This window comes from Winogradskyella sp. (assembly GCF_028289625.1).
In the GTDB taxonomy this organism is placed as follows: domain Bacteria; phylum Bacteroidota; class Bacteroidia; order Flavobacteriales; family Flavobacteriaceae; genus Winogradskyella.
Genome location: NZ_JANQOM010000006.1, coordinates 24,320 through 46,312, shown reverse-complemented (window position 1 = coordinate 46,312; position 21,993 = coordinate 24,320). Strand labels below are relative to the sequence as shown.

Below are 21,993 nucleotides of genomic sequence, written 5' to 3'. Positions count from 1 at the left end.
GGGGCATTAGCTCAGCTGGCTAGAGCGCTACGCTGGCAGCGTAGAGGTCATCGGTTCGACTCCGATATGCTCCACCAAAAAGCTTCACAGTGATGTGAGGCTTTTTTGTTTTTATGGTGGTGTCCTTTTAATAAATTTATAGGTCTTTACGAACTAAAGCTATAATATGGGTTCTTCTATTTGTAATAACCCTATGAGTTCCTTTTCAACACCTTCACATATGTCCACACTATTATGGGTGCAATTAGATATCCTCACGGGATCAAAGCTTTTTACTTTGATGTTGTGTAATTCGAATTCTTTATCTAAAATAGTAGTGAGCATATTTAAGGATGACTTTGCCGTGGAATAGGCGGTCATCTTATAATCCTTGTAGCAAAAGTTTTTATCACTCATTTTGTCAATATTACCCATTGCACTTGTGATATTTACAATGGTAGCACTTTCGCTTTTGTTGAGTAAGCCAAATAAAATTTTTATTGTGTTTATGACTGAAAAGAAATTATTGTCATAAAGAGTTTTCACATCATTAATATTCAATTCGGTAATTTTTTGACCAAAACCATTGGCAATCTCGGCATTGTTAATTAAAACATCTAGTTTGCCATATTGTGTCTTTAAGTATGAATAGAGTTTGATAAGCTCAGAACTATTAGTTAAATCAACATTTAAGAGTTTAATATCCCCTAGGTTGGTTCTATTTAACTTGTTATAAGATTCACCTTTTGCCGCAATGATGACGGAGTAATTCTGATAGCTTAAAATTTCCGCGAATTTTTGGGATAAGCCATTTCCTGCTTCAGTAATTAATGCAATTTTATCTGTTTTCATAATCCATATCTTTTTAATTACGCTACAAAGTTCGGGTGACTTTGGTTAAAAAAATAACCAGTATTTAATGGAAAATGGCAAAAAACTAATCTATAAGGTTTGGCGAAATTTATTGGGTGTAGTCCCACTATATTTTTTGAAGAAACGTGTAAAATGTGTGGGTTCTTGGAAATTGAGTTGATAAGCGATTTCAGCAATATCTAATGTGGTAAAGGATAACATGGTCTTACTTTCTAAAAACAAGCGTTGTTGAATAACATCTTTTGCTGTTTTTCCTGTTACTTCTTTAATAACTGTAGTGAGATAATTAGGTGTAACATTGAGTTGTGAGGCATAGTCGCTGACATTTTTAGAGTCAATGTACAGTTTATCCACTAGTTGCTGAAACTGTTGCGATAATGCTTGCTTACGCGAAAGGTGACTCTCTTTAGTTTTAAAACGCTCGTAAACGGATTTGCAGTTGTAAAGCAAAGACACTAACATGCCTTCCAACATTTTTTCTTGATAAGGGTGTGGGTTTTGAAACACTGAAAGCATACGGTTCATATCGGTTTCTAAGGATTTTTGTTCCTCTTGTGTCATCAAAAACACACTATTTTCGGTAATCTTTAAAAAGGGAAATGTTTCTGTTAAATTCGGTATCGATTGAGAAATAAATTCTTTTCGAAACTGAATATGAATGCCTTTAGTTTCTGGGTCACGAACCCAAGAAAACACTTGACCAGGCACCACAAACCACAAAGGAAATTGCCCTAAATCAACTTCGTTGGTGTTTAAGTTGATTTTTGCACCAGCAGATTCACTTAAAATCCCTATTTGATAGTACCCTTGACGGTATGGTGGCATGCATCGTCTTGCCGAAGGCTCAAGAGATTGCATCGTAAAAATGTCAAACCCAGGTATGTGACTGCGATGGTCAAAGCCAGTAGCTTCGTGAATATCGTTACTAGTCTCAAAAACAGGGATTTCTTTTTTGGTCATAGCCTAAAGTTAAACAAAATATTTGGAGACTGACCAAAATGTAATGATTTTATTGCTTCTAGTTATCAATAAATCATCACCAACTTATAGGCTATTAATAATATTAAAGTAGATGCAGCCATGAAGCCACTAAGCATTAAAGAAGCTTCTACCCAAACGTTTTTTAATAAGTTTACATACGCTGTTTTTATTCTGCTGTAAAAACGCTGAAGTCGATTTGCTAAATAATCTGTTAACCTTAGCGCCTCATGCAAAAAGACCATTTCCGATATGATGATATACAGCAATGAATGGTTTTTGAATTGGTTATAGTCACGTTTCATGATTTCTATGGTTTTAAGTTCACTACAAAGCTACTTTCATAACCGACCATTGAGTTAACCAGAATGCTTATGAAAATGACCATTTTCTAATATGCCAGCTCAGTAATTGATTATAATGACATCTTTTAAATCACGATTTCATATACCAACCTGTTTCTTTGCTTCATTTCATTAGTCATCATTCAAGGAAATAAATCTTCTACCAATTATTATATTCTCATCTCTATCTTGGTTAAATCATTTGTGAGAAACAACTTTTTGTTTAATTTTTGTTAAAATTTAATAAACAAAACAAAAAATTGAACTACCTTTGTTTAAAATGACCAATAGTCAATTTATGTCATCTCAAGAAAAGAATACAAAAACCTTATTTCGAAAAGAGCAAATCATAAATGCTTCTGACGCTGTATTGCAAGATGTTGGTGTTAATGATTTTACCATTGATAAGGTTGTTGAGTACTTAGACATAGCCAAAGGAACGGTTTATAAATATTTTGAAAGTAAAGATGACGTTCTAGCCGAAGTTGCCACCAAAGCACTAAATATGCTACTCAACTATTTTAAAATGAGTGAACGCAATAGTCCTAAGGGTCCTGAGCAAACCAAAGCCATTATAATGTCAAGCTACCACTACAGCATTGACTATTCAAAATATTTTGAATTAATTGTTTATCTAGAACGTCCAGAGTTTAAAACTAATTCGGAGTCTCATAAAAAGGCTAGTAAAGCTGTTTCAGAATTTTTTATTGAACATATTGAGCGCCAGAAATCTGAAGGCTTTTTTAAAAAAGATTTGAACGCCTTATTGATGAATTACATATGTTGGGGAACATGTATGGGAGTAATGCAGTTCTTAGAGTCCAAAAGGGCATTTCTGGCATATGAACACAACCTGTCAAGAGAAGAGTTAATGCATTCTTATGTTGATGTTTTTGTAGACGGAATGGCTATATAATTTTTTTAACAATAAATGACTATTAGTCATTTTTAAAGAATTAATAATGAATAGAAAAATATACATTCTAAATTTTTTAGAAAATCTTACTAAGAATAACTCAAAGGAATGGATGGATGCCAACAAGTCATCTTACAACAAAGCTAAAAACTATTGGTTGGAAGAAGTGTCTCTTATCTTAGAGCGTTTATCCAAGCATGACAAGCATTTTGAGCAATTCGAACCCAAAAATGTCATAATGCGTATTAACAACAATCGTATGTTCCATCCAGATTTACCCATTTACAAAGACCATTTTGCGTTTTCACCAATGACCAAAAATGACGGCTATGCAAGAATATTCTTTTCTTTCGGCCCTTTTGAATCATTTTTGGGCGGTGGATTATGGCATCCTCAAAAAGATGTACTAGATGAGGTCAGAGCTACTATTCACTATGAAGGATCTGAATTACATGATGCCATTAATTCAAAAGATTTCATAGACTTTTTTGGTGGCCTTTCTGAAGACAATCAAAAATTAAAGAACGTACCACGAGGCTATGATAAATCGCACAAGTATGCGGAATTATTGAAATATAAGAATATCACAGCCAGCACTATACCAAATAAGGAAACACTTATAAATAATGACTTGGCCGATATCATTGAAGAAGCATACTTAAAACTTCAACCAATGAATGCTTTTTTTCATAAAGCATTGTTTGAATAACAGATGAAGGCTATCCGTAACCATATTATTTTGTCCATAATAGCCATTGTTGCTACCAACATCTATTATATCTTGTGGTTACTGATTGATGCATCCGTGACTACCCGTCAAATAATTAATGGACTTAGTTTTTATGAATTTGTGGTAATTACGAATGGTGCACTTCTTATTATATGTATCCTAAGTATAACCTATAAAAGACTTGGCGACCGTTTATTAAAATGGGGCTACTCTAATATATTAAGATTCATTATGATAACCATGGTATCCTTACTTTTCTTTATAAGTGGTAGCATAATATTATTTAGTCTACATTTCAAGCTAAAAAATGCAGAAGACATCTATGCATCGACAGTGGCGAGCATTGATAATTCATATTTTATTCCTCTTGTTTTCTTTTTCGGATTAACAAGTATTTTAATGTTTTTTATATCAAACCTAGAGCGTCGTTCAGGAAATGTCTTTCGATTAATAGCACAATCAATGGGCAATTCTTTACAACCGAAACTTATTGAGCGCGGTTTTATGTTCATTGACCTGAATGACGCTACTAGTCTAGCAGAAGACTTGGGTGAGCGGAAGTATGCCAATTTGTTACGTGATTGCTTTCGTATGCTTAACGAATTGGTTGAGCGCTCATCCTTTGAGATATATCAATATGTTGGCGATGAGGTGGTCATTACCTGGCAATCCAACTATAAAAATGCCGATTTAAAAGCTTTGCAACTTTTTGCAGACTATAAGGCGTATTTAATTGAAAACAAAAATGCTTTTTTAAAAGCATATGGCATTCAGCCCAAGTTTAAATGTGCTATCCACTATGGGGAAGTTGTAGTGAGTGAAATTGGTAAAGAAGTAAAACATTTGGTGTATCATGGTGATGTTTTAAATACCACGTCCAGATTACTTTCCAAGTGCCATTTCTACCATACGGACTGTATCATAAGCACAACAGCTATTAATAACGCAAAAAAAATAAAAGAACACTTCGCACTAGAGCTATTGGCCATTAATAAACTAAAAGGTAAGGAATATCCAGTAGAAGCATATAAGGTAAAATCCGTGAAGGATATAGAAAGCCGTAGTTCAAATGACACACCCTTTTTTTTAAACCCAAAAGTGACTATTAGTCATTATTAATATAAACTATTAAAAAAATGAAAGACGAACACAAAACATCAAAAATCGACCGGTTCAATATCCGCTACGCCAGTTGGGTTGTAAAACGGAAATGGCTCGTACTAGCCTTGTCCATTGTAATAATGGTCCTATGTGGTTATGGTTTTAGTACGCTAGGTTTTAATGCAGATTCCAAAGTATTTTTTAGTAAGGAAAATCCACAGCTTCAAGCGTTTGAAGCACTAGAGAATGTATATTCTAAAGATGATAATATTCTCATAGCGGTTGAAGCCAGAGATGGTAACATTTTCACAAAAGAACATCTTACTGCACTTAAGACCTTAGTAGATAGTGCTTGGTTGACACCTTATTCCTTTCGTGTAGACGCTATAACCAATTATCAATATACCAGAGCCGATGGTGATGACTTGTATGTTTCGGATTTGGTAGGCAACGTCAATGATTTAAATCCGTCTACAATTGAGAATATTAAAAAGGTCACACTTGCTGAACCCTTGCTTTACAATAGACTCATTAATGACAAAGGTAGTATTACAGGTATCAATATTTCCACAAAACTACCTGCCGATTCAGAAGCGCTTAATGAAGCTGTGACTTATATACGCGGTGTGGTGAGTAGTTGGTCTGAAGCGCATCCGAATCTAAATACGTACATGTCTGGAAACATGATGTTAAGTAACGCCTTTAGCGAGTCTGCACAGAGCGACGGCCAAACTTTAATACCGCTCGTATTTCTCATTTTTTTAATAATGATATATGTGACCACACGTTCTATTTCTGGTACCATAAGTGCCATATTGGTTGTGTTTTTCTCTATTTCATGTGCCTTGGGAATTGCCGGAATTCTCGGCATCGATTTAACATCGGTTTCCGCCAATACGCCAATTGTAATCAGCACACTTGCCATAGCAGATTGTATCCATATACTCATTACTACAATTCAACAAATGCGAAAAGGCAAAGCTAAAAACCAAGCTATTATTGAGAGTCTTCGTCTAAATACGGTTCCTGTTTTTATTACTAGTATTACAACTATTATAGGCTTTTTGTCATTAAACACGGGCGATGTTCCGCCATTTGCAGACTTTGGAAATATCTCAGCTATGGGTATGTTCTTTGCACTTGTCTTTGCTTTAACCATGCTGCCAGCCCTGCTTGCTATACTACCAATGAAAGTAAAAGCTGTTTCGGAAACCGATTTAAAAAAGTCTAGTTTCTATACCAAATTTGGTGATTTTGTTGTTGCACAACGTACACCTATATTAATCAGTTCGATAGTTTTAATAGCACTAGGTTCGGTTTTTATGATAAAAAACGAATTGAATGACGAATATCTAGAATATTTTGATGAATCCATTTCCTTTAGAACAGACTCAGAATTTATAAACAATAATCTCACAGGAATTTACTCATTAGAGTTTTCCATTGGTGCTGGTGAAGCCGAAAAAATCAATGACCCAGTATATCTTCAGAAACTAGAGGATTTTGCCACTTTCGCGAAGGCACAACCTGAAGTGATACACGTAAGTTCATTTTCTGAAGTATCCAAGAAAATCAATAAAGCAATGCATGGCGATGATGTATCCTTTTATGGAATTCCGAAGTCACAACAAGAAGCGGCACAATATCTTCTTCTATACGAACTATCCTTGCCATATGGCTTGGACCTCAACAATCAAGTAAATGTTGATAAGTCTGAAACACGATTTACACTTACCCTTAAGGATTTATCAAGTAGCGAAATGATTGGTTTTACCAAAAAAATGGAAAACTGGCTCAAAGATAATACGCCAGATTATATGCATGCTACAGGCACAAGCCAACCATTGATATTCGCCTATTTATCAGCAAGACAACTCAAGAGTTTAGTTTCAGGCTCGTTGATATCAGCCGTATTAATAACGCTCATACTCATATTGAGTTTCCGTAGCTTAAAATATGGCTTGGTAAGTATGATACCAAACATTGCACCAGCCATAATCGGCTTTGGCATCTGGTACTTCTATCTAGGCTATGTCAACTTAGGGATGACAGCAGTATTTGGTATGACCTTGGGTATCATCGTTGATGATACCGTTCATTTTATATCTAAATACCTAAGGGCAAAACGCGAAATGGGCTTAGAGACTAGACAGGCCATAGAGTATAGTTTTTCAACAGTTGGTAAAGCTATTGTGTCTACCACATTGGTATTATGCGTCGGATTTATAGTGCTTGCACAATCTTCATTTTTATTGAACGCCGCCTTGGCATCCATTACCACCATCGTAATAATGGCAGCACTGGTTATTGTTCTTGTAACACTACCAGCTGTACTTCTAGTCAATCAGAAAAAGAGAGTAACACAACATATTTTAACAAGTAAAACTACATAACTATGAAAACATTTTTTTTAGCAATCGCATTTACATTAGCGATAAACCCAACATCGACTATTGATGACAAAGGACGTGCATTGGCACAAAAAAGTAAAGATAACGATAAAGGTTATGAAAGTGAGGAGGTTGAACTAGAGATGATTTTAACCAACAAACAAGGCCAAGTGAGTAAGCGTTATATGAAGAGTCAAACACTCGAAGTAGCAACAGATGGTGATAAATCCATGATTGAATTTAATAGTCCAAAGGATGTGAAAGGCACAAAAACCTTAACATTTACACATCGTAAAGGTGATGACGACCAATGGTTGTTTTTACCATCGATTAATCGTGTAAAGCGTATTTCGTCTTCTAACAAATCAGGGCCTTTTGTCGGTAGTGAATTTTCTTTTGAGGACTTAACGTCGTTTGAAGTGGAAAAATACACCCACAAATTTGTGGAAGAAACGACGCTTGACGGCATTAATGTAGCCGTAGTAGAACAAGTCCCACTATATTCTGGAAGTGGTTATTCCAAACGATTGGTATATATGAATGTCGATAAAGATTATCGTTTTGAAAAAATAGAGTACTTCGACCGTAAAGGGGCGAAGCTTAAAACGCTTGTGTATAAAGACCAAAAGCAACATTTGGAAAAATATTGGAGGCCAAACGAGTTGGAGATGATCAACCACCAAAACGGAAAGAAGACCAGTCTGAAGTTCACGAATCACAAATTCAAAACTGGTTTAACTGAGAGCGACTTCACTCAGTCTAGTTTAAGAAACTAAAGTTATTTTAGAAATGAGGTATAAAGCATCAGAAGTTATTCTGCTCATATTAGTTATCTGTTTTCAAAAGTTTGTATTGGCTCAGGAAAACAAAAAGTGGGAATCTGATTTTAGTATGGAAATAGAGCTAGAACAGCGACTGTTTTTTAATGAAGGATTGTACGTAGGACAAGAGCAGTTTTTCACATCTGGTGCTTTAATACCAAAATTCTCAGTAGAAAGTAATGATGGAAAACATCAGTTTGGTGCTAAGCTATTCGGCCGCCTTGCACAATACGACGACCAACGCTCTCATCTAGACATAAGAGAATTATTCTATAGGTACAAAGGCAAAGGCTGGAGTATTCTCATTGGTTCTAATATTGTGTTTTGGGGCGTTACAGAGTCCAATCATTTGGTAGATATTATCAATCAGACAGACCAAGTAGAAGGAGTTGATGGTGAAGATAAATTAGGGCAACCTATGATTCAGTTCACTAAAAACACCAATATTGGAACTTTCGAAGCTTATTATTTACCTTATGCAAGGCGAAGACAATTCCCAGATACTGAAGGTCGATTTCGATTCCCAGAAGTTTTAGAACGCGATGATATTCCTTTTGAAAATAATGCCGAGGAATGGTCGCCGTCCTTTGCATTGCGCTGGTCGCATTACTTGGGCAATTTTGATGTTGGGCTTTCAAATTTTTATGGTATTGCAAGAGAACCTCAATTTTTAGGATTTAATCTACAAACGGGTTTACAATTGAGTTATCCTGTTATTAATCAGACTGGGCTTGATGCTCAATTTACTAAAGATGCTTGGCTTCTTAAACTAGAAAGTATTTATAGGACTTCTGATGACCTTGATTTTTTTGCGTTCACTGTAGGATTTGAATATACGTTAAGTGATATCAAATCTTCAGGAATCGATGTAGGCATTGTTTCAGAATACCTTTTCGATGAACGTAAGGAACTCACGTTTTCTGGGTTTGATAATGATATTTTTATCGGTTCGCGCGTAGCGTTTAACGATGTTCAAAATACAGAGTTTATCACGGGTGGCATCTTTGATGTTTCAAGAAGCACGTATTTGTACAGTTTTGAAGGTAGCCGAAGGTTAGGTGAAAGTTGGAAACTTGCTATTGAAGCTAGGGTGTTTGGTAGTGTTTCAGAAGAAGAATTGCTTTTTGCCTTTAGAGAAGATGATGTGTTTCAGATAAAGATTTCGAAGTTTTTTTGAGTATTGGTCCATTTTTATAACCTTAATTGTGTGCATAAAAACATCTTTATCCCAAGAGAGGATTACAGGTCAATAAACTTAGGATAAATACTTGGCATAGAGCTATCACATACAGTATTTAACTTGACACGTAGTAATCAATAGACCATGTGTGAAAACCACTTTTAGGTTAACCATCAAACTCTTGATAAGGGTCAAAAATTTTAAGTTAATCTTTTTTTGACCTTCTTAAACCTTTTGTAGCGGTTCTGTGAAGTACTCTAAGTGTATTGCTGTAACTTGGTTTTGCAAGATGGGCAACCGCATAATTATCGGCAATAACAAGGTCACCAATAGCCCACTTATGTTCATAATAGCTATCTTCTTTCCACATATGGTTGTTTAGAAATTTTTGAATGGTTTTACTTTCAGCAATTGATAGTGGTTCACCGCTAGTTATATCTGTAAACCTAGCTTTAAATCCTTCGCTTATATGTAGTAAGGGTATGTCAGTAATGGGATGTTGCCAAACAACGGGATGCGGTCTGTACATTTTTCCAAAATCCCCTTGAAGATTTGACAGTCTTTGCTTCATGTTGTCCGGCAATCTTTTGAAAGCATCGTTTAAACTCGAAAAATAAGTTGATGCACCATCAACAGGTATTTTATCTATTGAAAATAGACTTAAATGCATACGTTTATTATAGACTGAGCCATCTGAATGCCAAGCCTGACCAGCGTTTACAAACCCATTTCCTTTTTGGTTGGTCACCTTAAATATTTCTGGATAATCCTTGTATTGGCCAGGAATAGAGTCGTATAACCATGGCTCTCCTAATTGCTTGGTGAGTGTTACCTGTGCTTCTTTTTCTATAGGTTTTTTGCTCTTTAGAAACACGATATGATATCTGTCAATAAGCCCATTAAGTTCTGTTATTTCAGAGCTGCTTAAGGTTTTATTTGGATCAAGATTCAAAATCTCAACGCCCAAGTTTGCTTGTATGGGCTTAAACCCTAATCCGTTTTTAACTATTGTTTCCATAATCTGTTTTTTAGTGCGAAAGACTAGTTGCAAAATGCGATCAGCCTTCATTGTTCTGAAGTTTTTTCTTTATGCCAATTGCAACAAAGCCTCTTCTTTAGTCATAATTTTATTAGAAAACTTTCCATAGAGTTCAATGTCCTTGCTTCTGTTGAGGCGACCATAATAGACAGGCGCAAAACCGATATCAGCAATTACTGTTTCAGCAAGTTCTTTCAAGTCTTCTTCATCTGTTGTGTAAAAAACGGCTATAGGATAGTCTCTATGCCCTTTTTGCAAAGAAGCTGAGTAATGTGATGAAAATGCTTTAATGATTTTTGAATTTGGCAACTTGCTTTGCAAATGTTCGCCCGCAGATTTTCCACTGAGATTAACTTTGGCTAAAGTCTTATTTTCTGCCCAGTAAAACGGGTTAGTAAGGTCTATAATAACTTTATTTTTATCTTTCAGTTGGTCTGTAACTTCACTTAACGTTGCATAGTTTATAGCAAGAAGAACTATATCAGCAAATTCAATGGTTTGTTCTACATTACCAACGTTTGCATTCGGTAAATCGCTGATAAGTGATTTCAATTTCTCAGGATGTCTTGAACTGAACATGACGTTATATCCAGCTTTACTGAATAGTCTACCCAATTGTCCGCCCATATTGCCTGAGCCTATAATTCCGATGTTTTGATATGGTGTTTTCATTTTCTTGTTTGTTTTGATTTTTAACGTATACAAAGTTCTGAATACCAAGCACTAAAACTTTAACCAAAACAACTTAGAAAATGACCAAAACTTTAAGTAGTACTATATGTTGAAGTACTCAACGTTGTATTGATAAGATTATTTATTGAGAAACTCAATAGTTGAATTAATGACAGATACTGTTCTTAATATCCTAAAATGGCCCGTACCCGTTATTTCTTTAAATTCAGATTGAGACCAATTATTATGGACATTCAATGAGCGGTTTATTGGTATCACTTTATCATTTTTATCATGGATTATTAATGCCTGTTTTACATTAATCGATTTTACAAAATCGCTCACATTTAAATCTGGCACGCTTTGACCAGTTTCATTTTCGAGTCGCTCTATGAGACGTTGTTTAATGTTGTCATTGATACCTACCATATTGCAAACATCATCTATACGTTCGATGAATTTATCTGGCGTTGTTAACAATACATATTTATCTATTGTTAGATTAGGATTTTGATATAAGGCATAGGTTGTTGCTACGCCACCAAATGAATGACTTATTAAATTGGTAACTTCATATTTTTTGATAAGTATACCAACGAGTTCGGTAAACTCAAACAAGCTGGTCTTTCCTTTACTACTGAATCCATGGGAAGGACCATCAAAGGCATGCACGGTATAACCGTTCTCCAGTAATATTCCAATTAAATCTGAAAAATTTCCCGCTTGGCCTTCCCAGCCATGAATGAGTAATACTGATTTGGCGCCACCTATCCAAGTGTAAAGCTGAATATCAAAACTTTTAAACTTAATGTTTGATTGATCTGCTTGATTAAGGGTAGCTAATTCATTGTCTCGTAGTTTACGAACCTGAGGATTAGTTAATTGATTGTAGGCAAAAGAAGTAACGCTTTTAGGAAAAAGTAGGGATGCCATCCTAATTAATGACTTTTTCATGTCTGCATTAATTGACTTAAGTAATCGTTTTAAGACTTATTTTCTGTCTTCTTAAACTTATAAATCATTCTCTAAAATACCCTCAATAAAGGCTCTTATATTATTGAGCTTTTTATTACTTCGACAATCATTATTGACAATAATTGTTTTCTTGGATTTATCAAAATAATACAGTGTTGCGTTTGTTTTGTTTACCATTTTTTCCGCACAGGTATATCTGTCTTTGAGAACAAGCGGTTTTGCTTTGGCAATGAGCTTTTCCAAAGATTTTAACTCAGATTCCGATAGCGTTAAAGATTTGGAGTAGGTTTCTACACCATTTTTAAGTTTTTGCAGACTGTAAGAACCATTTGCAAAAAACAAGACGTTAACGGATTCTTCATTCGATACAATCTTGGCCGACATGAGTATTTTAATATCCTTGTCAAGATTAGTTTGTGGTGAAAAACTTGATAAAATAAATAGAATTGAAAGGAAGAGAATTGGATGGGACTTCATTTTATATGGTGTTTTAAGTATTGAATAATTATTAGAGACTTGCCTATATCAATTTGTTCTTTTCAAATCGATTTATAAACAACTATCTACAAAAGATGGTTAAATATACTTAAAAAAATCTAAAATGAATAATTATTCATTATTGTTTTCACGAATAGCGTTCCAGCACATAGAATAGCATAGATGCTTCACATCTTCACTTGTATCCAATGAATCCTTGGTAGCTTGAGCGGCTAAGTGTTTCATAAAACCAAGGATTAAAGACATAATGATATGATTATCTATTGGCTTAACTATGCCTCTTTTTTTTGCTTCTTCTAATGTTTTATGCAAATACGACATGCTATCTTCTTCCATGACCTTGTTTTCTGATGAAATCATGGGTGAGAGTTCAAACTGTTCTATGAAAACTGACTTGTTGATATTAGCGACATGATATTCAAATGCAACTTCCCATAGCCTAAAAAGTTGAACTTGAATAGGAAGATGCTCAATTTTTCCAATTACGGAAAATATACCTTCGGATTTCAAATTTGTATAAACAGCATTTAAGAGATCCTTCTTGTTTTTGTAATAAAGATATATGGTGCCAGCTGCTATTTCTGCTTCTTTTGCTATTAAAGACATTTTCAATCCAGCAATTCCAACTTTTGCAGTCAGACTGACCGTAGCGTCAAATATAGCCATTAGTTTATTTTCATCTTTCGTTCTCATTACTATAAATGAATTTTTATTCAGCAGTAAATATTCTAGTCGTCTTATCAACTACTTTAATGTACTAAAAGTATGATTAAAAACTGAAAGTTTAAGTGGGTGATGAAAATCTATTCATAACCATACCATCATTTAGAATACATTTGTCTAAAATGGGAGAAAAACCCTCACAAAAAGATTGATGTCGTAACTAGTGCTGTTAGGACGGCTGTAATGTCTTTATTGGGACTGCTTTGTTGTATTGACTTAAGAACATCAACAATACAATCAGAATAAAAATGAACGCTCCAAACACAAAAACTAGCGTTTCAATTTTTTCGAAAAGAAAGCCACCTATAATCAGTCCGAACATACTAGCAAAACTACCCATCGAAGTCCCATAACCTTGTATAGCTCCCTGCGTTTTTTTGGTGCCCAACCCTGATAGCATCGCCAAAAAACTAGGCCACATTAAGCCATTTCCTAAAGACAAAAGTGTATTGGCACCATACAGAACCATTAGATTTTTATTGGAAAGTAAAAAAAAGCTAAAAGCCAATAATAAAGCGCCGATAATTACCAAAGATTGGCTAGAGACTCTTTTTGAAAGCATACTTAAAATTGGACCTTGAACAACAATCATTATTAGACTCGAATAAGCCAAGAAAATCCCCAAATCAATTGCTGACCAGTCAAGTATGCGGCTTGCATAAATAGGCAAGCCAGCATAAAACAAACTAAAAGCAAAAAACGTAAAGAAGTAAATGGCATATAAAACCGGGACACCTTTAATCTTTACAACTTGCTTAAAACCTCGACTTGATTCTAGCTGGGTTTCTTCACTCCCTTCCGTAAAACAATCCTTATGTTCTACCTGAAAAAACCGTCTCATATTTTTAAGAGATACTTTTTTTGTGTCAACAATGCAAGGGACGCTTTCAACCAATCTAAATTGAATAACAAAAATGGCTATTAACGAAATCAAAGCGGCTAATAGTAATGGTAGTACTTCGTCCATAATGGTGCCTGCTAGCAAACCAGAAAAGGCAGGCCCAATAACAAAGCCCAAACTTGTAGACGCTCCCATCTTTCCAAAATTTCGATTGCGATCTTCATCTGTGGAAATATCGGACATATAAGCATTAGCTACCGATATATTGCCGCCTGTGAAGCCGTCAAAAATGCGCGCTAAAAAAATGATAATCAGGGGTAAGGTCATAATATATTGTCCTGTAACGGCATTGTTTTGTTCCCACAATTGGGTTTCTGGTAACATAAAAGCCAAAAGAAATAGAGACCAAGCCAAAAAGGTGCCTATTTGTGAAATAATCAATACTTTTTTTCTTCCAATGCGATCCGATAATCGACCCAAAATGGGCGCACCAATAAACTGAAAAAGTGGGTATGTTGCCCCGAGAATCCCATAAATGAAACCATTTCCTCCAAAATCGGTAACGATAAAAATAAGAATAGGAATGACCAAACTATAACCAAGTATGCCAATAAAATTGACAAGTAGTATGGGAAATATATTTGATCTAAAGAATGATATCAAGAAGCAGTATTTTTCTGTCTCTTTAAAGATACTTAAAAGAAATGATCTCTTGGTTTAGAAGTTGTTTTAAGAAACAGTATCTTGTTTATCTGTAAATGGCTGAATAAAACCTGTTAGGGTAATTTTTAGAAAAATAAGCTGAGAAATGACGACGAAAAGTATATGGATATCAAAAGGTTACGAACTTTGTTCTATCGAAGGTTTTAATACGCTGAAAATCGAACAACTCGCAAAGATTGTTAGGATTAGCAAATCCTCTTTTTATCACTATTTTGCTGACCTTGACTGTTTTATTGATGAACTTTTGGAGTACCATTTTGAGCAGTGTAAAATAGTGGCGAACAAGGAGAAGAGCTGCCTCAATATATATCCAGATTTGATAAATATACTTGTAGAGCATAAGACCGATTTACTGTTCCATCGTCAGTTAAGAATTAATCGCAAAAATAGCCAAATCGAAAAGGCACTCGAAAAATCTATCCAGATACTTGGAAATTATGCCGTCATGCTTTGGGCAAGGGATATTAATCACAACCTGTCTGAAAGCCAATTGGAGGGACTGTTTGCCATCGCCACGGACGATTTTTATATGCGGATTAACGAAAACAACCTCAACCACGACCACCTCAGTACTTACTTCAAAAGTTTAGAGAAAACAACCCAACAACTTATAGGATAGTTGTACGCTACCGACTAAAATTTTCAATTTATCATTGATAGCTTTGTACTCAACAAAACATCAAGAGTATGACAACACAGACTCATAAAAATTGGCTAAAGTTTTCAGCTATTGCCGTAACGGTTTATGCATTGCTCTTCTGCCTCGGCTCAATTCCATCGTTGAGAAAACCTGTCGAAATGGTTTTAGACCTTTCCGAATGGCCACTTGATGGGCTTCAAAACTTCGACGCCCCAACTACAGTTTTTCTTTCGGCAATTTTAGGTGGCGTCCTGTTTGGATGGGCCATATTGATTTGGCTTTTGGCAGACCTCTACGACAAAGCACCCGAACGCATTAGAAAAGCTGTACTAGCTAGTTTAATCGCTTGGTTTATTGTTGATAGTTTAGGCTGTATACTTTCGGGCAACATAAGTAACTCAATAAGTAATATTGGCTTATTAATCATCTTGGTTGGGCCATTGTGGAAAAAGGCCCTTAGGTAACAAAACCAAAATTTCGCTTTGAGTAATTTAAGACAGTCAACATATAAATGTTAGGCATCATAAAATTGAAATTGTAATTTTGATTTGTTGTCGCTAATATTATAATACAGCTAGACTAAGTAATTCCAAATAGTTTATAAATTTTAAACCGAAAAATGGACTTAGACCCAAAGAAAAATCTCGTTAAATTAGGATTAGAACTACCCAATGTATCCTCACCTGGTGGAAATTATGTTTCTGTCAACGTTCGTGCTAATATAGCTTATGTTGCTATCCAATTTCCAATACTCAATGAGAACTATTTGTACCAAGGACGATTGGGAAATGAAATCTCAACTGAGCAAGGCTTCAAGGCCATGGAATTATGTGCATTAAATGTGCTTGCGCAAATTGATAAAAAAGTAGGTTTTAACAAAGTAATTGGATTAAATCATATTGATGCTTACTTCCAAGCAGGTAAAAATTGGGACGAATCTCCAAAAGTAGTTAATGGCGCATCAGATCTATTTGTAAATGTGCTTAGAGAAAAAGGAAGACATTCCCGTTCTATTTTTGGAGTGGACAAATTACCCTTAAACTTTTGTGTTGGATTAACAACATCCTTTACAATTAATAATTAAAAACGACCTCAAAGTTTCGAAGTCGTTTTTAAACTATTGCTATTTGAATACTTTGGTCCAGAAAGGAATCAATACATACACCATCAAAGGCACTAAAATAACGGTTAAAATTAATGTCCTTAATGCTACCGGCGTATGTGCTATAAAAGCTATGTTTTCGTTATTGGTTTTTTGAACCACACTTTCATAGCGTCTGTCCTTAAAACTAAAGGCATTTTGAACGGCATCGATTTTTGCTACTGATTGTGCACGCTCTAAAAGCTCAAGGGTTACGTTAGAAACACCAATATGTTTGATTTTACCTTCTTTTTGAAACTGAGCCAAAGCACCAACGGATTCTTCAATCGGAATATTAGGATCTACGCGATGTAAGAAGTACATATCGATGGTGTCACGTTCTAATCGCTTTAAACTGCCTTCAAGAGCAGTGCGTAAGTAATATGGATGACCATTAGACAAGACAGCACCTGGTCTATATTTAACGGCTCCTCCTTTTGTGGCAAGCATCACCGTATCACCAAAAGGTCTGATTGCTTCTTGGACCAATAATTCCGAAGTATATGGTCCGTAAGCATCTGCTGTATCAATAAAATTGACACCATTTTCAATGGCAGTGCGAATCACCTTAATTGCATTCGTCTTATCCAAAGTATCACCCCAAATGCCAGCGCCAGTTGTAGCGCGCATGGTACCGAAGCCAATTCTATTGATTTCAAAATTTCCAAGTTTAAATGTGTTATTCGTTTTCATGATATACTGTGTTTTAATTACAGTACAAATGTCTGACGAATGACCTTCTTTTTTATGGTGAAGAATTCAGAACAACTGGTAAAAATTCCAGTTTTTTATAAAAATTAGAATTTATTTGCGGTATTCTGATGGCGAAAACCCAGTTTTAAGCTTAAAGAACTTGGTGAAGTTAGAAGCGTCTTGAAACAGCAAAAAATAAGCAATTTCATTAATTGCCATATCTGTGTTAGTTAATAGTGAGCGCGCCTCAAGAATGATTCTATCTGAAAGGATTTCTTTTGGTGATTTACCTGTTACTTTTTTAAGGACTTCACCCAAATAAGTGGCATTAATATTAATCTTTTCCGCAATTTCAGAAACAGCAAGTTGCTTCTCTACCTGCTCTTGCGTGATGTTGTATAAGTGCTCTTCAACAATCTCTTCAAATTGTTTTACTATGCGATGTTGTTTGGATTCCTTTTGATTATCATAAAGCTGGTTATAATGCTCAACACTTTGAAGCATAATCAGTTCTAAAAGGGATTTTGCTTTTTCGAAACGGTCTTTACTGTTGGAATAACTAATGGAATACAAATGTTCAAACATCAAAGTTGTTTCTGATAGCGCATCTTTTTCCATTGGAACAACCACTTTTGAACTTATTTTAAAACCTTCAAATTGCGTGACGAGCGATTTTAAAGTTGGATGGTTCTCGAAGAAGCTATCCATAAAAACAATGACATAGCCTTCCCAATCTGATAGACGATAATAATACCTCAAATGCTGCGGTGCTTGAAAATACAGGCTTCCATCTGTAATATGATATTCAGATAAGCCGATTTTATATTTGGCTTCACCTTTGGTCAACAGAATAATGGAATAAGTATTACTTCTAAAAATACTGGTTTCCTTGACCCAAGTACTTGGCGTATCCGAAAACTTATGAATGTGAAAATCATCACTTAAAGGTTGAACCGTTTTTAAACCTTCGAGTAAGGCATGAATGTCTTTGTAATAATGAGTCGCGTCTTTCACTTTAGAAAGGTACTAATAAAAAAATGAGCTTCATTTTTTGATTGTCATCTTAAAATAAGGTTTCACCAATTTAATTTGCAGGTTTGAGAATGTAGAATAAAACACTATAAATTGAAAGGTTCCATATTCATTTGTAAGCTTAAAAGAAATTATTCACTTTTAATGTTATGAATTTTTACGAGTTTCGTGAGACAAGAAATCTAATGTCTTTTTCACCTGCTTATCAATATCCTTTATTTTCAATATTGAATAAATCAAACTTCTTTTTTTGCCATTGGTTAAAGCATTAAATATCGATTTTGCTTCTTCATCCTGGTCTAAAAGAACTTGCAGTACCTCAGGCATATCAACACCTAATTGATTTGGGTCTACTTTTAAGATATAATCTACGCCGTCACCTAACTCTTTGTCGAGTGCCTTCAAGTATTTACCTGCGAGAATAATAAAAAAATTACCATCGCCAAGGTGATTAAGTCCACATCTATAAGACACTTCATTATTAATCTCACAAATCAATCTGGTTTTTCTTTTGTGGGGAAACTGCTCAACTATTGAGGCTTCTATTTTTAAATAATAATAGCCACCTTTTCGTTTTTCAAGTTGTTTTATGGTTTGTTGTCCTTGGTAAGTTGTCATTCTCTATTTTCCACATATTTTTTAAGTCCGGCCAAATCCTTTAAATGCATACCATGGGTCCATTTTATAATTCCAAATATATGTGGAAAGATATGACTTGGTTTTTTTAAAGTATTATCAAAGTAAAGCATAACATAGGTATTATTATCTGCTATTTCTTTGAGATAAAAATGCAATCTGGTGTCTTGTTCAAATGGTGCTTTACTTGTTAAGTAGAAACTCACTTTTTCGTTTTCTTCTAAATCGGTAACTTCCTGGTAACCAAATTGTTTTCCATTTTTTAAATATACGGTTTGTGCACCTAACTTACCATCTGCATTTTTTACTGCACATTGTGATTTGGTTTCTTTTGGCCAAGCGGACCATTGCATCAATTGCTCTTGATATCTAATAGCATCGTACACCGCATTGACAGGCGCATTTAGATTAATTTCTTCTACATATTGTACTTTAACAGGAAGTGTAATATTCAAGATGATGAGACTAATCAATAGGCTCATCCCGATCGTTAAAAGAATAGTTGTAATCATTTTAAGTATAGTTTTGAAAAGCAAAATTATACTTTACATAATTCCTATTTTTTGCCATAGGACAAAAAATCAATCTCTTTTGGCTCTTAGTCTGCTCAAAGAACTCTGGGTAATACCAATGAAACTGGAAATATATTTTAAAGGGTATTTGTTGAGCCAATTTTTTTCGTTTTCAACTCTAAGATAACGTTCAGTCGCATCTTCGCTCTGAAAAGAAATTATATTTCGACTCATGTTGGCAAAAGCCTCTTCAACTGTACGTCGAAGAAGTGTATTATACGCTAAAGACTTCTTTGCCAATGCATTACTTTTTTCTTTAGAAATTCTATATACCAAAGATTTTTCCATACTTTCAATGGAAACCAAAGATGGTGTTTGGTGTAAATAACTGTCCAGTTCTGTAAATATTTGCCCTTCAGTTCCAAGCCAAACTGTATAATCCTTTTCGTTTTTCCAGTAGTAGAGTCTGACTGACCCACTTTCAATAAAGAAATATTGATTGCAAATATGATTTTGTTTCAGAAGAAATTCGCCTTTTTCAAATACCTCAAGGGTCAGATTATTGTAAATTTCCGCAATTTCTTCATCAGTTCCTTGAGATAATTTTTTTATTTCAGATTTCAGTTTACTCAATTTCTCAGCATTTAATCTTAAAGGTAAACTTTTAATTAGTAACAGCGATATTCAAAAATCAAATATCGCTGTCTAAAATATGAGTAGAACAATACTAAGCGGTTTGATAATCTGTATATCCTTTTTCTCCAGGCGTATAAAAGAAATCGGGATTAGCCTCTGAAAGCGGACTTTCATTTTCCCATCTATCAATCAAATCTGGATTCGCAATAAAAGGTCTTCCATAGGCTATTAAATCGCCTTCGTTATTTTTTAAAGCTTCTTCACCTGTATTTTGGCTATAACCACCAGATAATATTAAAGTACCTTGAAATTTCTCTCGAACCATATTCCGAATATTTTGAGGAACAGCTGTTTGTCCAAAACTCTCTAAATCCAAAAGGTGGATATATGCAATTTCAAGTTCATTCAATTTTTCAAGAAAGTGACTAAAGGTTTCAAATTGTTCATCAAAAGGCTCCATATCTCCTAAAGTACCATTGGGTGAAATGCGAATGCCTACTTTGTCTTTTCCAATAGCCTCACTAACTTTTTTGACTACAGCGAGTGGGAAACGTAATCTATTTTCAATGGAACCGCCATAAAAATCATGTCGCTTGTTGGTATGTGGACTTAAAAAGGAATCCAATAAATACCCATTGGCACCATGCAATTCTACACCATCAAAACCTACTTCTATAGCGCGTTTTGATGCAGATACATAATTGCTAATTTCAAGGTTGATATCTTCCATAGTCATTTCCTCAGGCACTGGGATTTCAAGCATTCCCTTATCATCAACGTACATTTTTGTATGTGTTGGTGCAATTGAAGATGGCGCTAGTATTCTTGACCCTTTTGGCATATTTTCGGGATGTGCTAATCTTCCAGAGTGCATGAGTTGCATAAAGATTTTTCCACCATTTTTATGAACTTCATCTGCAACCACTTTCCATGCTTTAGCTTGTTCATCCGTATAAATACCAGGAATTCTTGCATAACCAACACCATTAGGTGATGGTGAAGTCCCTTCCGTAATGATGAGGCCAGCACTGGCACGTTGTGCATAATAGGTCGCCATAATATCTGTTGGGATGTGATTTTTAGTAGCTCGACTTCTTGTCATGGGTGCCATAACGACCCTGTTTTTTAAATCAAGTCTCTTATAGGTGTCTAATAGTGTTTTCATTTTTTTTATTTAGTGTTTGTGAGATGCTCGTGAATTATTTTCCACTCACCATCTATTTTCTTCCATACATGGGTACCATGCTGACCTAATGTGATTGAAGCTCCATTTTTTAATATGGCCTTAGTGGTCGTCCATTGAAACGTAGTCACTGCCAAATGACCATCAAGTTCAATCTTGATTTCTCCAACAGGTTCGATAGCGTAATATGAAAAGGTATCATCAACCAGTGGCTTCCATTTTTCTTTAAAAGAAGTAGCATTTTTTAAAATAACGACACCACCTTCAAATCCGTCAACAACAAGCAAACCTTCTGCTTCAGTCGCAAATAGTTCTGATAAGCCATCAAAGTTTATGGGTTTTTCTTTTGGACTCCAAATGCCAAACCATTGTTCGGTTTTCTTTTGAATTTCAGAGACATCTTGTCTTTCTTGTGTTGTTAAAGATTCTATTTGACCTGTATTAGGAACAACAACAATACTTTCATTTTGCGAAATTGTAATTTGTGTACTTGATATAAATAAAATTACCACCATACTTTTAAGAGTTTTCATTGTATTGAATTTAATAGCGTTTAATAATCTTGTCCAAAAGGGTATTAAAATATAAGTCATTGCAGGCACAAGAATTACCGTAAGTACTAATGTTCGAACTATCAAAGGAAGTGTGTTCAAAAGGTCTCCAAATAAGAGTAATATTCCTGTTATTGCTGGATAAATTGCTATCCAGACAATAAATGTGGTTTTTAATTTTTTCAT

General features: G+C 34.9%; 25 protein-coding genes and 1 tRNA gene. 10 read left to right on the top strand and 16 right to left on the bottom strand.

Translation table 11 applies throughout. The annotated features are described in order from the left end of the window. Window positions 1–77: transfer RNA gene (locus tag Q0992_RS00820), tRNA-Ala, on the top strand. Between the two features lie 82 nt (window positions 78–159). Here Q0992_RS00820 and Q0992_RS00815 read toward each other — a convergent pair. From Q0992_RS00815 to Q0992_RS00805, 3 genes are all read right to left on the bottom strand, one after another. Further along, on the bottom strand, window positions 160–831 hold the full coding sequence (locus Q0992_RS00815; RefSeq protein ID WP_299519302.1) for an SDR family NAD(P)-dependent oxidoreductase: 672 nt from the start codon (window positions 829–831) through the stop codon (window positions 160–162). A 90-nt stretch (window positions 832–921) separates the two neighbouring features. Further along, window positions 922–1,812 carry an AraC family transcriptional regulator gene (locus tag Q0992_RS00810; protein ID WP_299519299.1) on the bottom strand — a complete coding sequence of 297 codons (891 nt, stop codon included), beginning with the start codon at window positions 1,810–1,812 and terminating at the stop codon, window positions 922–924. 65 nt (window positions 1,813–1,877) lie between these two features. Continuing rightward, window positions 1,878–2,135 carry a hypothetical protein gene (locus tag Q0992_RS00805; protein ID WP_299519297.1) on the bottom strand — a complete coding sequence of 86 codons (258 nt, stop codon included), beginning with the start codon at window positions 2,133–2,135 and terminating at the stop codon, window positions 1,878–1,880. Between the two features lie 337 nt (window positions 2,136–2,472). Here Q0992_RS00805 and Q0992_RS00800 point away from each other — a divergent pair, with 337 nt between their 5' ends. Genes Q0992_RS00800 through Q0992_RS00775 form a run of 6 tightly spaced genes read left to right on the top strand, consistent with a single transcriptional unit; the run spans window position 2,473 to window position 9,309 of the window. Further along, entirely contained in the window at window positions 2,473–3,090 is a 618-nt protein-coding gene (locus tag Q0992_RS00800; protein ID WP_299519295.1) for a TetR/AcrR family transcriptional regulator, read from the top strand. Window positions 3,091–3,136: 46 nt separating this feature from the next. Then, window positions 3,137–3,799, top strand: coding sequence for a DUF2461 domain-containing protein (locus Q0992_RS00795; protein ID WP_299519292.1), 663 nt, complete (start codon window positions 3,137–3,139; stop codon window positions 3,797–3,799). A gap of 30 nt (window positions 3,800–3,829) precedes the next feature. Further along, window positions 3,830–4,939 (top strand): adenylate/guanylate cyclase domain-containing protein, encoded by a 1,110-nt coding sequence (locus tag Q0992_RS00790; protein WP_299519290.1) that lies wholly within the window; start codon window positions 3,830–3,832, stop codon window positions 4,937–4,939. Between the two features lie 17 nt (window positions 4,940–4,956). Next, complete coding sequence (locus Q0992_RS00785) at window positions 4,957–7,314, top strand: efflux RND transporter permease subunit (RefSeq protein WP_299519288.1); 2,358 nt, start codon at window positions 4,957–4,959, stop codon at window positions 7,312–7,314. Between the two features lie 2 nt (window positions 7,315–7,316). Then, complete coding sequence (locus tag Q0992_RS00780) at window positions 7,317–8,087, top strand: outer membrane lipoprotein-sorting protein (protein ID WP_299519285.1); 771 nt, start codon at window positions 7,317–7,319, stop codon at window positions 8,085–8,087. Between the two features lie 13 nt (window positions 8,088–8,100). Beyond that, window positions 8,101–9,309 carry a hypothetical protein gene (locus tag Q0992_RS00775; protein ID WP_299519283.1) on the top strand — a complete coding sequence of 403 codons (1,209 nt, stop codon included), beginning with the start codon at window positions 8,101–8,103 and terminating at the stop codon, window positions 9,307–9,309. A gap of 208 nt (window positions 9,310–9,517) precedes the next feature. Here the strand turns inward: Q0992_RS00775 and Q0992_RS00770 are convergent, their stop codons facing one another. The 6 genes from Q0992_RS00770 to Q0992_RS00745 form a co-directional block, all read right to left on the bottom strand. Beyond that, a complete protein-coding gene (locus Q0992_RS00770; RefSeq protein ID WP_299519280.1) occupies window positions 9,518–10,330 on the bottom strand; it encodes a TauD/TfdA family dioxygenase in 813 nt (270 codons plus the stop codon). A 69-nt stretch (window positions 10,331–10,399) separates the two neighbouring features. Then, window positions 10,400–11,023, bottom strand: a complete 624-nt coding sequence (locus Q0992_RS00765) for an NAD(P)-binding domain-containing protein (protein ID WP_299519278.1) — start codon at window positions 11,021–11,023, stop codon at window positions 10,400–10,402. 138 nt (window positions 11,024–11,161) lie between these two features. After that, a complete protein-coding gene (locus tag Q0992_RS00760) occupies window positions 11,162–11,977 on the bottom strand; it encodes an alpha/beta hydrolase (protein ID WP_299519275.1) in 816 nt (271 codons plus the stop codon). A 57-nt stretch (window positions 11,978–12,034) separates the two neighbouring features. Then, a complete protein-coding gene (locus Q0992_RS00755) occupies window positions 12,035–12,475 on the bottom strand; it encodes a hypothetical protein (RefSeq protein ID WP_299519273.1) in 441 nt (146 codons plus the stop codon). 132 nt (window positions 12,476–12,607) lie between these two features. After that, window positions 12,608–13,189 carry a TetR/AcrR family transcriptional regulator gene (locus Q0992_RS00750; protein WP_299519270.1) on the bottom strand — a complete coding sequence of 194 codons (582 nt, stop codon included), beginning with the start codon at window positions 13,187–13,189 and terminating at the stop codon, window positions 12,608–12,610. 199 nt (window positions 13,190–13,388) lie between these two features. Next, a complete protein-coding gene (locus Q0992_RS00745; protein WP_299519268.1) occupies window positions 13,389–14,723 on the bottom strand; it encodes an MFS transporter in 1,335 nt (444 codons plus the stop codon). 145 nt (window positions 14,724–14,868) lie between these two features. Here Q0992_RS00745 and Q0992_RS00740 point away from each other — a divergent pair, with 145 nt between their 5' ends. The 3 genes from Q0992_RS00740 (at window position 14,869) to Q0992_RS00730 (ending at window position 16,507) form a co-directional block, all read left to right on the top strand. Continuing rightward, complete coding sequence (locus Q0992_RS00740; protein ID WP_299519266.1) at window positions 14,869–15,402, top strand: TetR/AcrR family transcriptional regulator; 534 nt, start codon at window positions 14,869–14,871, stop codon at window positions 15,400–15,402. A 68-nt stretch (window positions 15,403–15,470) separates the two neighbouring features. Then, a complete protein-coding gene (locus Q0992_RS00735; protein WP_299519264.1) occupies window positions 15,471–15,887 on the top strand; it encodes a hypothetical protein in 417 nt (138 codons plus the stop codon). A gap of 155 nt (window positions 15,888–16,042) precedes the next feature. Next, entirely contained in the window at window positions 16,043–16,507 is a 465-nt protein-coding gene (locus Q0992_RS00730) for a RidA family protein (RefSeq protein WP_299519261.1), read from the top strand. Between the two features lie 39 nt (window positions 16,508–16,546). On the opposite strand, the gene Q0992_RS00725 is transcribed toward Q0992_RS00730, so the two are convergent. The 7 genes from Q0992_RS00725 to Q0992_RS00695 all read right to left on the bottom strand — a co-directional run bounded on the left by Q0992_RS00725 (window position 16,547) and on the right by Q0992_RS00695 (window position 21,993). Beyond that, window positions 16,547–17,257, bottom strand: coding sequence for an aldo/keto reductase (locus Q0992_RS00725; protein ID WP_299519258.1), 711 nt, complete (start codon window positions 17,255–17,257; stop codon window positions 16,547–16,549). A gap of 111 nt (window positions 17,258–17,368) precedes the next feature. After that, on the bottom strand, window positions 17,369–18,271 hold the full coding sequence (locus tag Q0992_RS00720; protein ID WP_299519255.1) for an AraC family transcriptional regulator: 903 nt from the start codon (window positions 18,269–18,271) through the stop codon (window positions 17,369–17,371). A gap of 165 nt (window positions 18,272–18,436) precedes the next feature. Further along, on the bottom strand, window positions 18,437–18,907 hold the full coding sequence (locus tag Q0992_RS00715) for a YdeI/OmpD-associated family protein (protein ID WP_299519252.1): 471 nt from the start codon (window positions 18,905–18,907) through the stop codon (window positions 18,437–18,439). Next, window positions 18,904–19,437, bottom strand: coding sequence for an SRPBCC domain-containing protein (locus Q0992_RS00710; RefSeq protein ID WP_299519250.1), 534 nt, complete (start codon window positions 19,435–19,437; stop codon window positions 18,904–18,906). The genes Q0992_RS00715 and Q0992_RS00710 overlap by 4 nt, the downstream gene beginning before the upstream one ends. 69 nt (window positions 19,438–19,506) lie before the next feature. Next, window positions 19,507–20,070, bottom strand: a complete 564-nt coding sequence (locus Q0992_RS00705; protein ID WP_299519248.1) for a Crp/Fnr family transcriptional regulator — start codon at window positions 20,068–20,070, stop codon at window positions 19,507–19,509. A gap of 94 nt (window positions 20,071–20,164) precedes the next feature. Next, on the bottom strand, window positions 20,165–21,238 hold the full coding sequence (locus Q0992_RS00700) for an alkene reductase (RefSeq protein ID WP_299519245.1): 1,074 nt from the start codon (window positions 21,236–21,238) through the stop codon (window positions 20,165–20,167). 5 nt (window positions 21,239–21,243) lie between these two features. Then, entirely contained in the window at window positions 21,244–21,993 is a 750-nt protein-coding gene (locus Q0992_RS00695; protein WP_299519243.1) for a DUF4440 domain-containing protein, read from the bottom strand.

Excerpts from the sequence above, each read along its gene's own strand:
- Q0992_RS00815 (WP_299519302.1), bottom strand. The coding sequence starts at position 831 with ATGAAAACAGATAAAATTGCATTAATTACTGAAGCAGGAAATGGCTTA.
- Q0992_RS00810 (WP_299519299.1), bottom strand. The coding sequence starts at position 1,812 with ATGACCAAAAAAGAAATCCCTGTTTTTGAGACTAGTAACGATATTCAC.
- Q0992_RS00805 (WP_299519297.1), bottom strand. The coding sequence starts at position 2,135 with ATGAAACGTGACTATAACCAATTCAAAAACCATTCATTGCTGTATATC.
- Q0992_RS00800 (WP_299519295.1), top strand. The coding sequence starts at position 2,473 with ATGTCATCTCAAGAAAAGAATACAAAAACCTTATTTCGAAAAGAGCAA.
- Q0992_RS00795 (WP_299519292.1), top strand. The coding sequence starts at position 3,137 with ATGAATAGAAAAATATACATTCTAAATTTTTTAGAAAATCTTACTAAG.
- Q0992_RS00785 (WP_299519288.1), top strand. The coding sequence starts at position 4,957 with ATGAAAGACGAACACAAAACATCAAAAATCGACCGGTTCAATATCCGC.
- Q0992_RS00780 (WP_299519285.1), top strand. The coding sequence starts at position 7,317 with ATGAAAACATTTTTTTTAGCAATCGCATTTACATTAGCGATAAACCCA.
- Q0992_RS00775 (WP_299519283.1), top strand. The coding sequence starts at position 8,101 with ATGAGGTATAAAGCATCAGAAGTTATTCTGCTCATATTAGTTATCTGT.
- Q0992_RS00770 (WP_299519280.1), bottom strand. The coding sequence starts at position 10,330 with ATGGAAACAATAGTTAAAAACGGATTAGGGTTTAAGCCCATACAAGCA.
- Q0992_RS00765 (WP_299519278.1), bottom strand. The coding sequence starts at position 11,023 with ATGAAAACACCATATCAAAACATCGGAATTATAGGCTCAGGCAATATG.
- Q0992_RS00760 (WP_299519275.1), bottom strand. The coding sequence starts at position 11,977 with ATGAAAAAGTCATTAATTAGGATGGCATCCCTACTTTTTCCTAAAAGC.
- Q0992_RS00755 (WP_299519273.1), bottom strand. The coding sequence starts at position 12,475 with ATGAAGTCCCATCCAATTCTCTTCCTTTCAATTCTATTTATTTTATCA.
- Q0992_RS00750 (WP_299519270.1), bottom strand. The coding sequence starts at position 13,189 with ATGAGAACGAAAGATGAAAATAAACTAATGGCTATATTTGACGCTACG.
- Q0992_RS00740 (WP_299519266.1), top strand. The coding sequence starts at position 14,869 with ATGACGACGAAAAGTATATGGATATCAAAAGGTTACGAACTTTGTTCT.
- Q0992_RS00735 (WP_299519264.1), top strand. The coding sequence starts at position 15,471 with ATGACAACACAGACTCATAAAAATTGGCTAAAGTTTTCAGCTATTGCC.
- Q0992_RS00730 (WP_299519261.1), top strand. The coding sequence starts at position 16,043 with ATGGACTTAGACCCAAAGAAAAATCTCGTTAAATTAGGATTAGAACTA.
- Q0992_RS00725 (WP_299519258.1), bottom strand. The coding sequence starts at position 17,257 with ATGAAAACGAATAACACATTTAAACTTGGAAATTTTGAAATCAATAGA.
- Q0992_RS00715 (WP_299519252.1), bottom strand. The coding sequence starts at position 18,907 with ATGACAACTTACCAAGGACAACAAACCATAAAACAACTTGAAAAACGA.
- Q0992_RS00710 (WP_299519250.1), bottom strand. The coding sequence starts at position 19,437 with ATGATTACAACTATTCTTTTAACGATCGGGATGAGCCTATTGATTAGT.
- Q0992_RS00700 (WP_299519245.1), bottom strand. The coding sequence starts at position 21,238 with ATGAAAACACTATTAGACACCTATAAGAGACTTGATTTAAAAAACAGG.
- Q0992_RS00695 (WP_299519243.1), bottom strand. The coding sequence starts at position 21,993 with ATGAAAAAATTAAAAACCACATTTATTGTCTGGATAGCAATTTATCCA.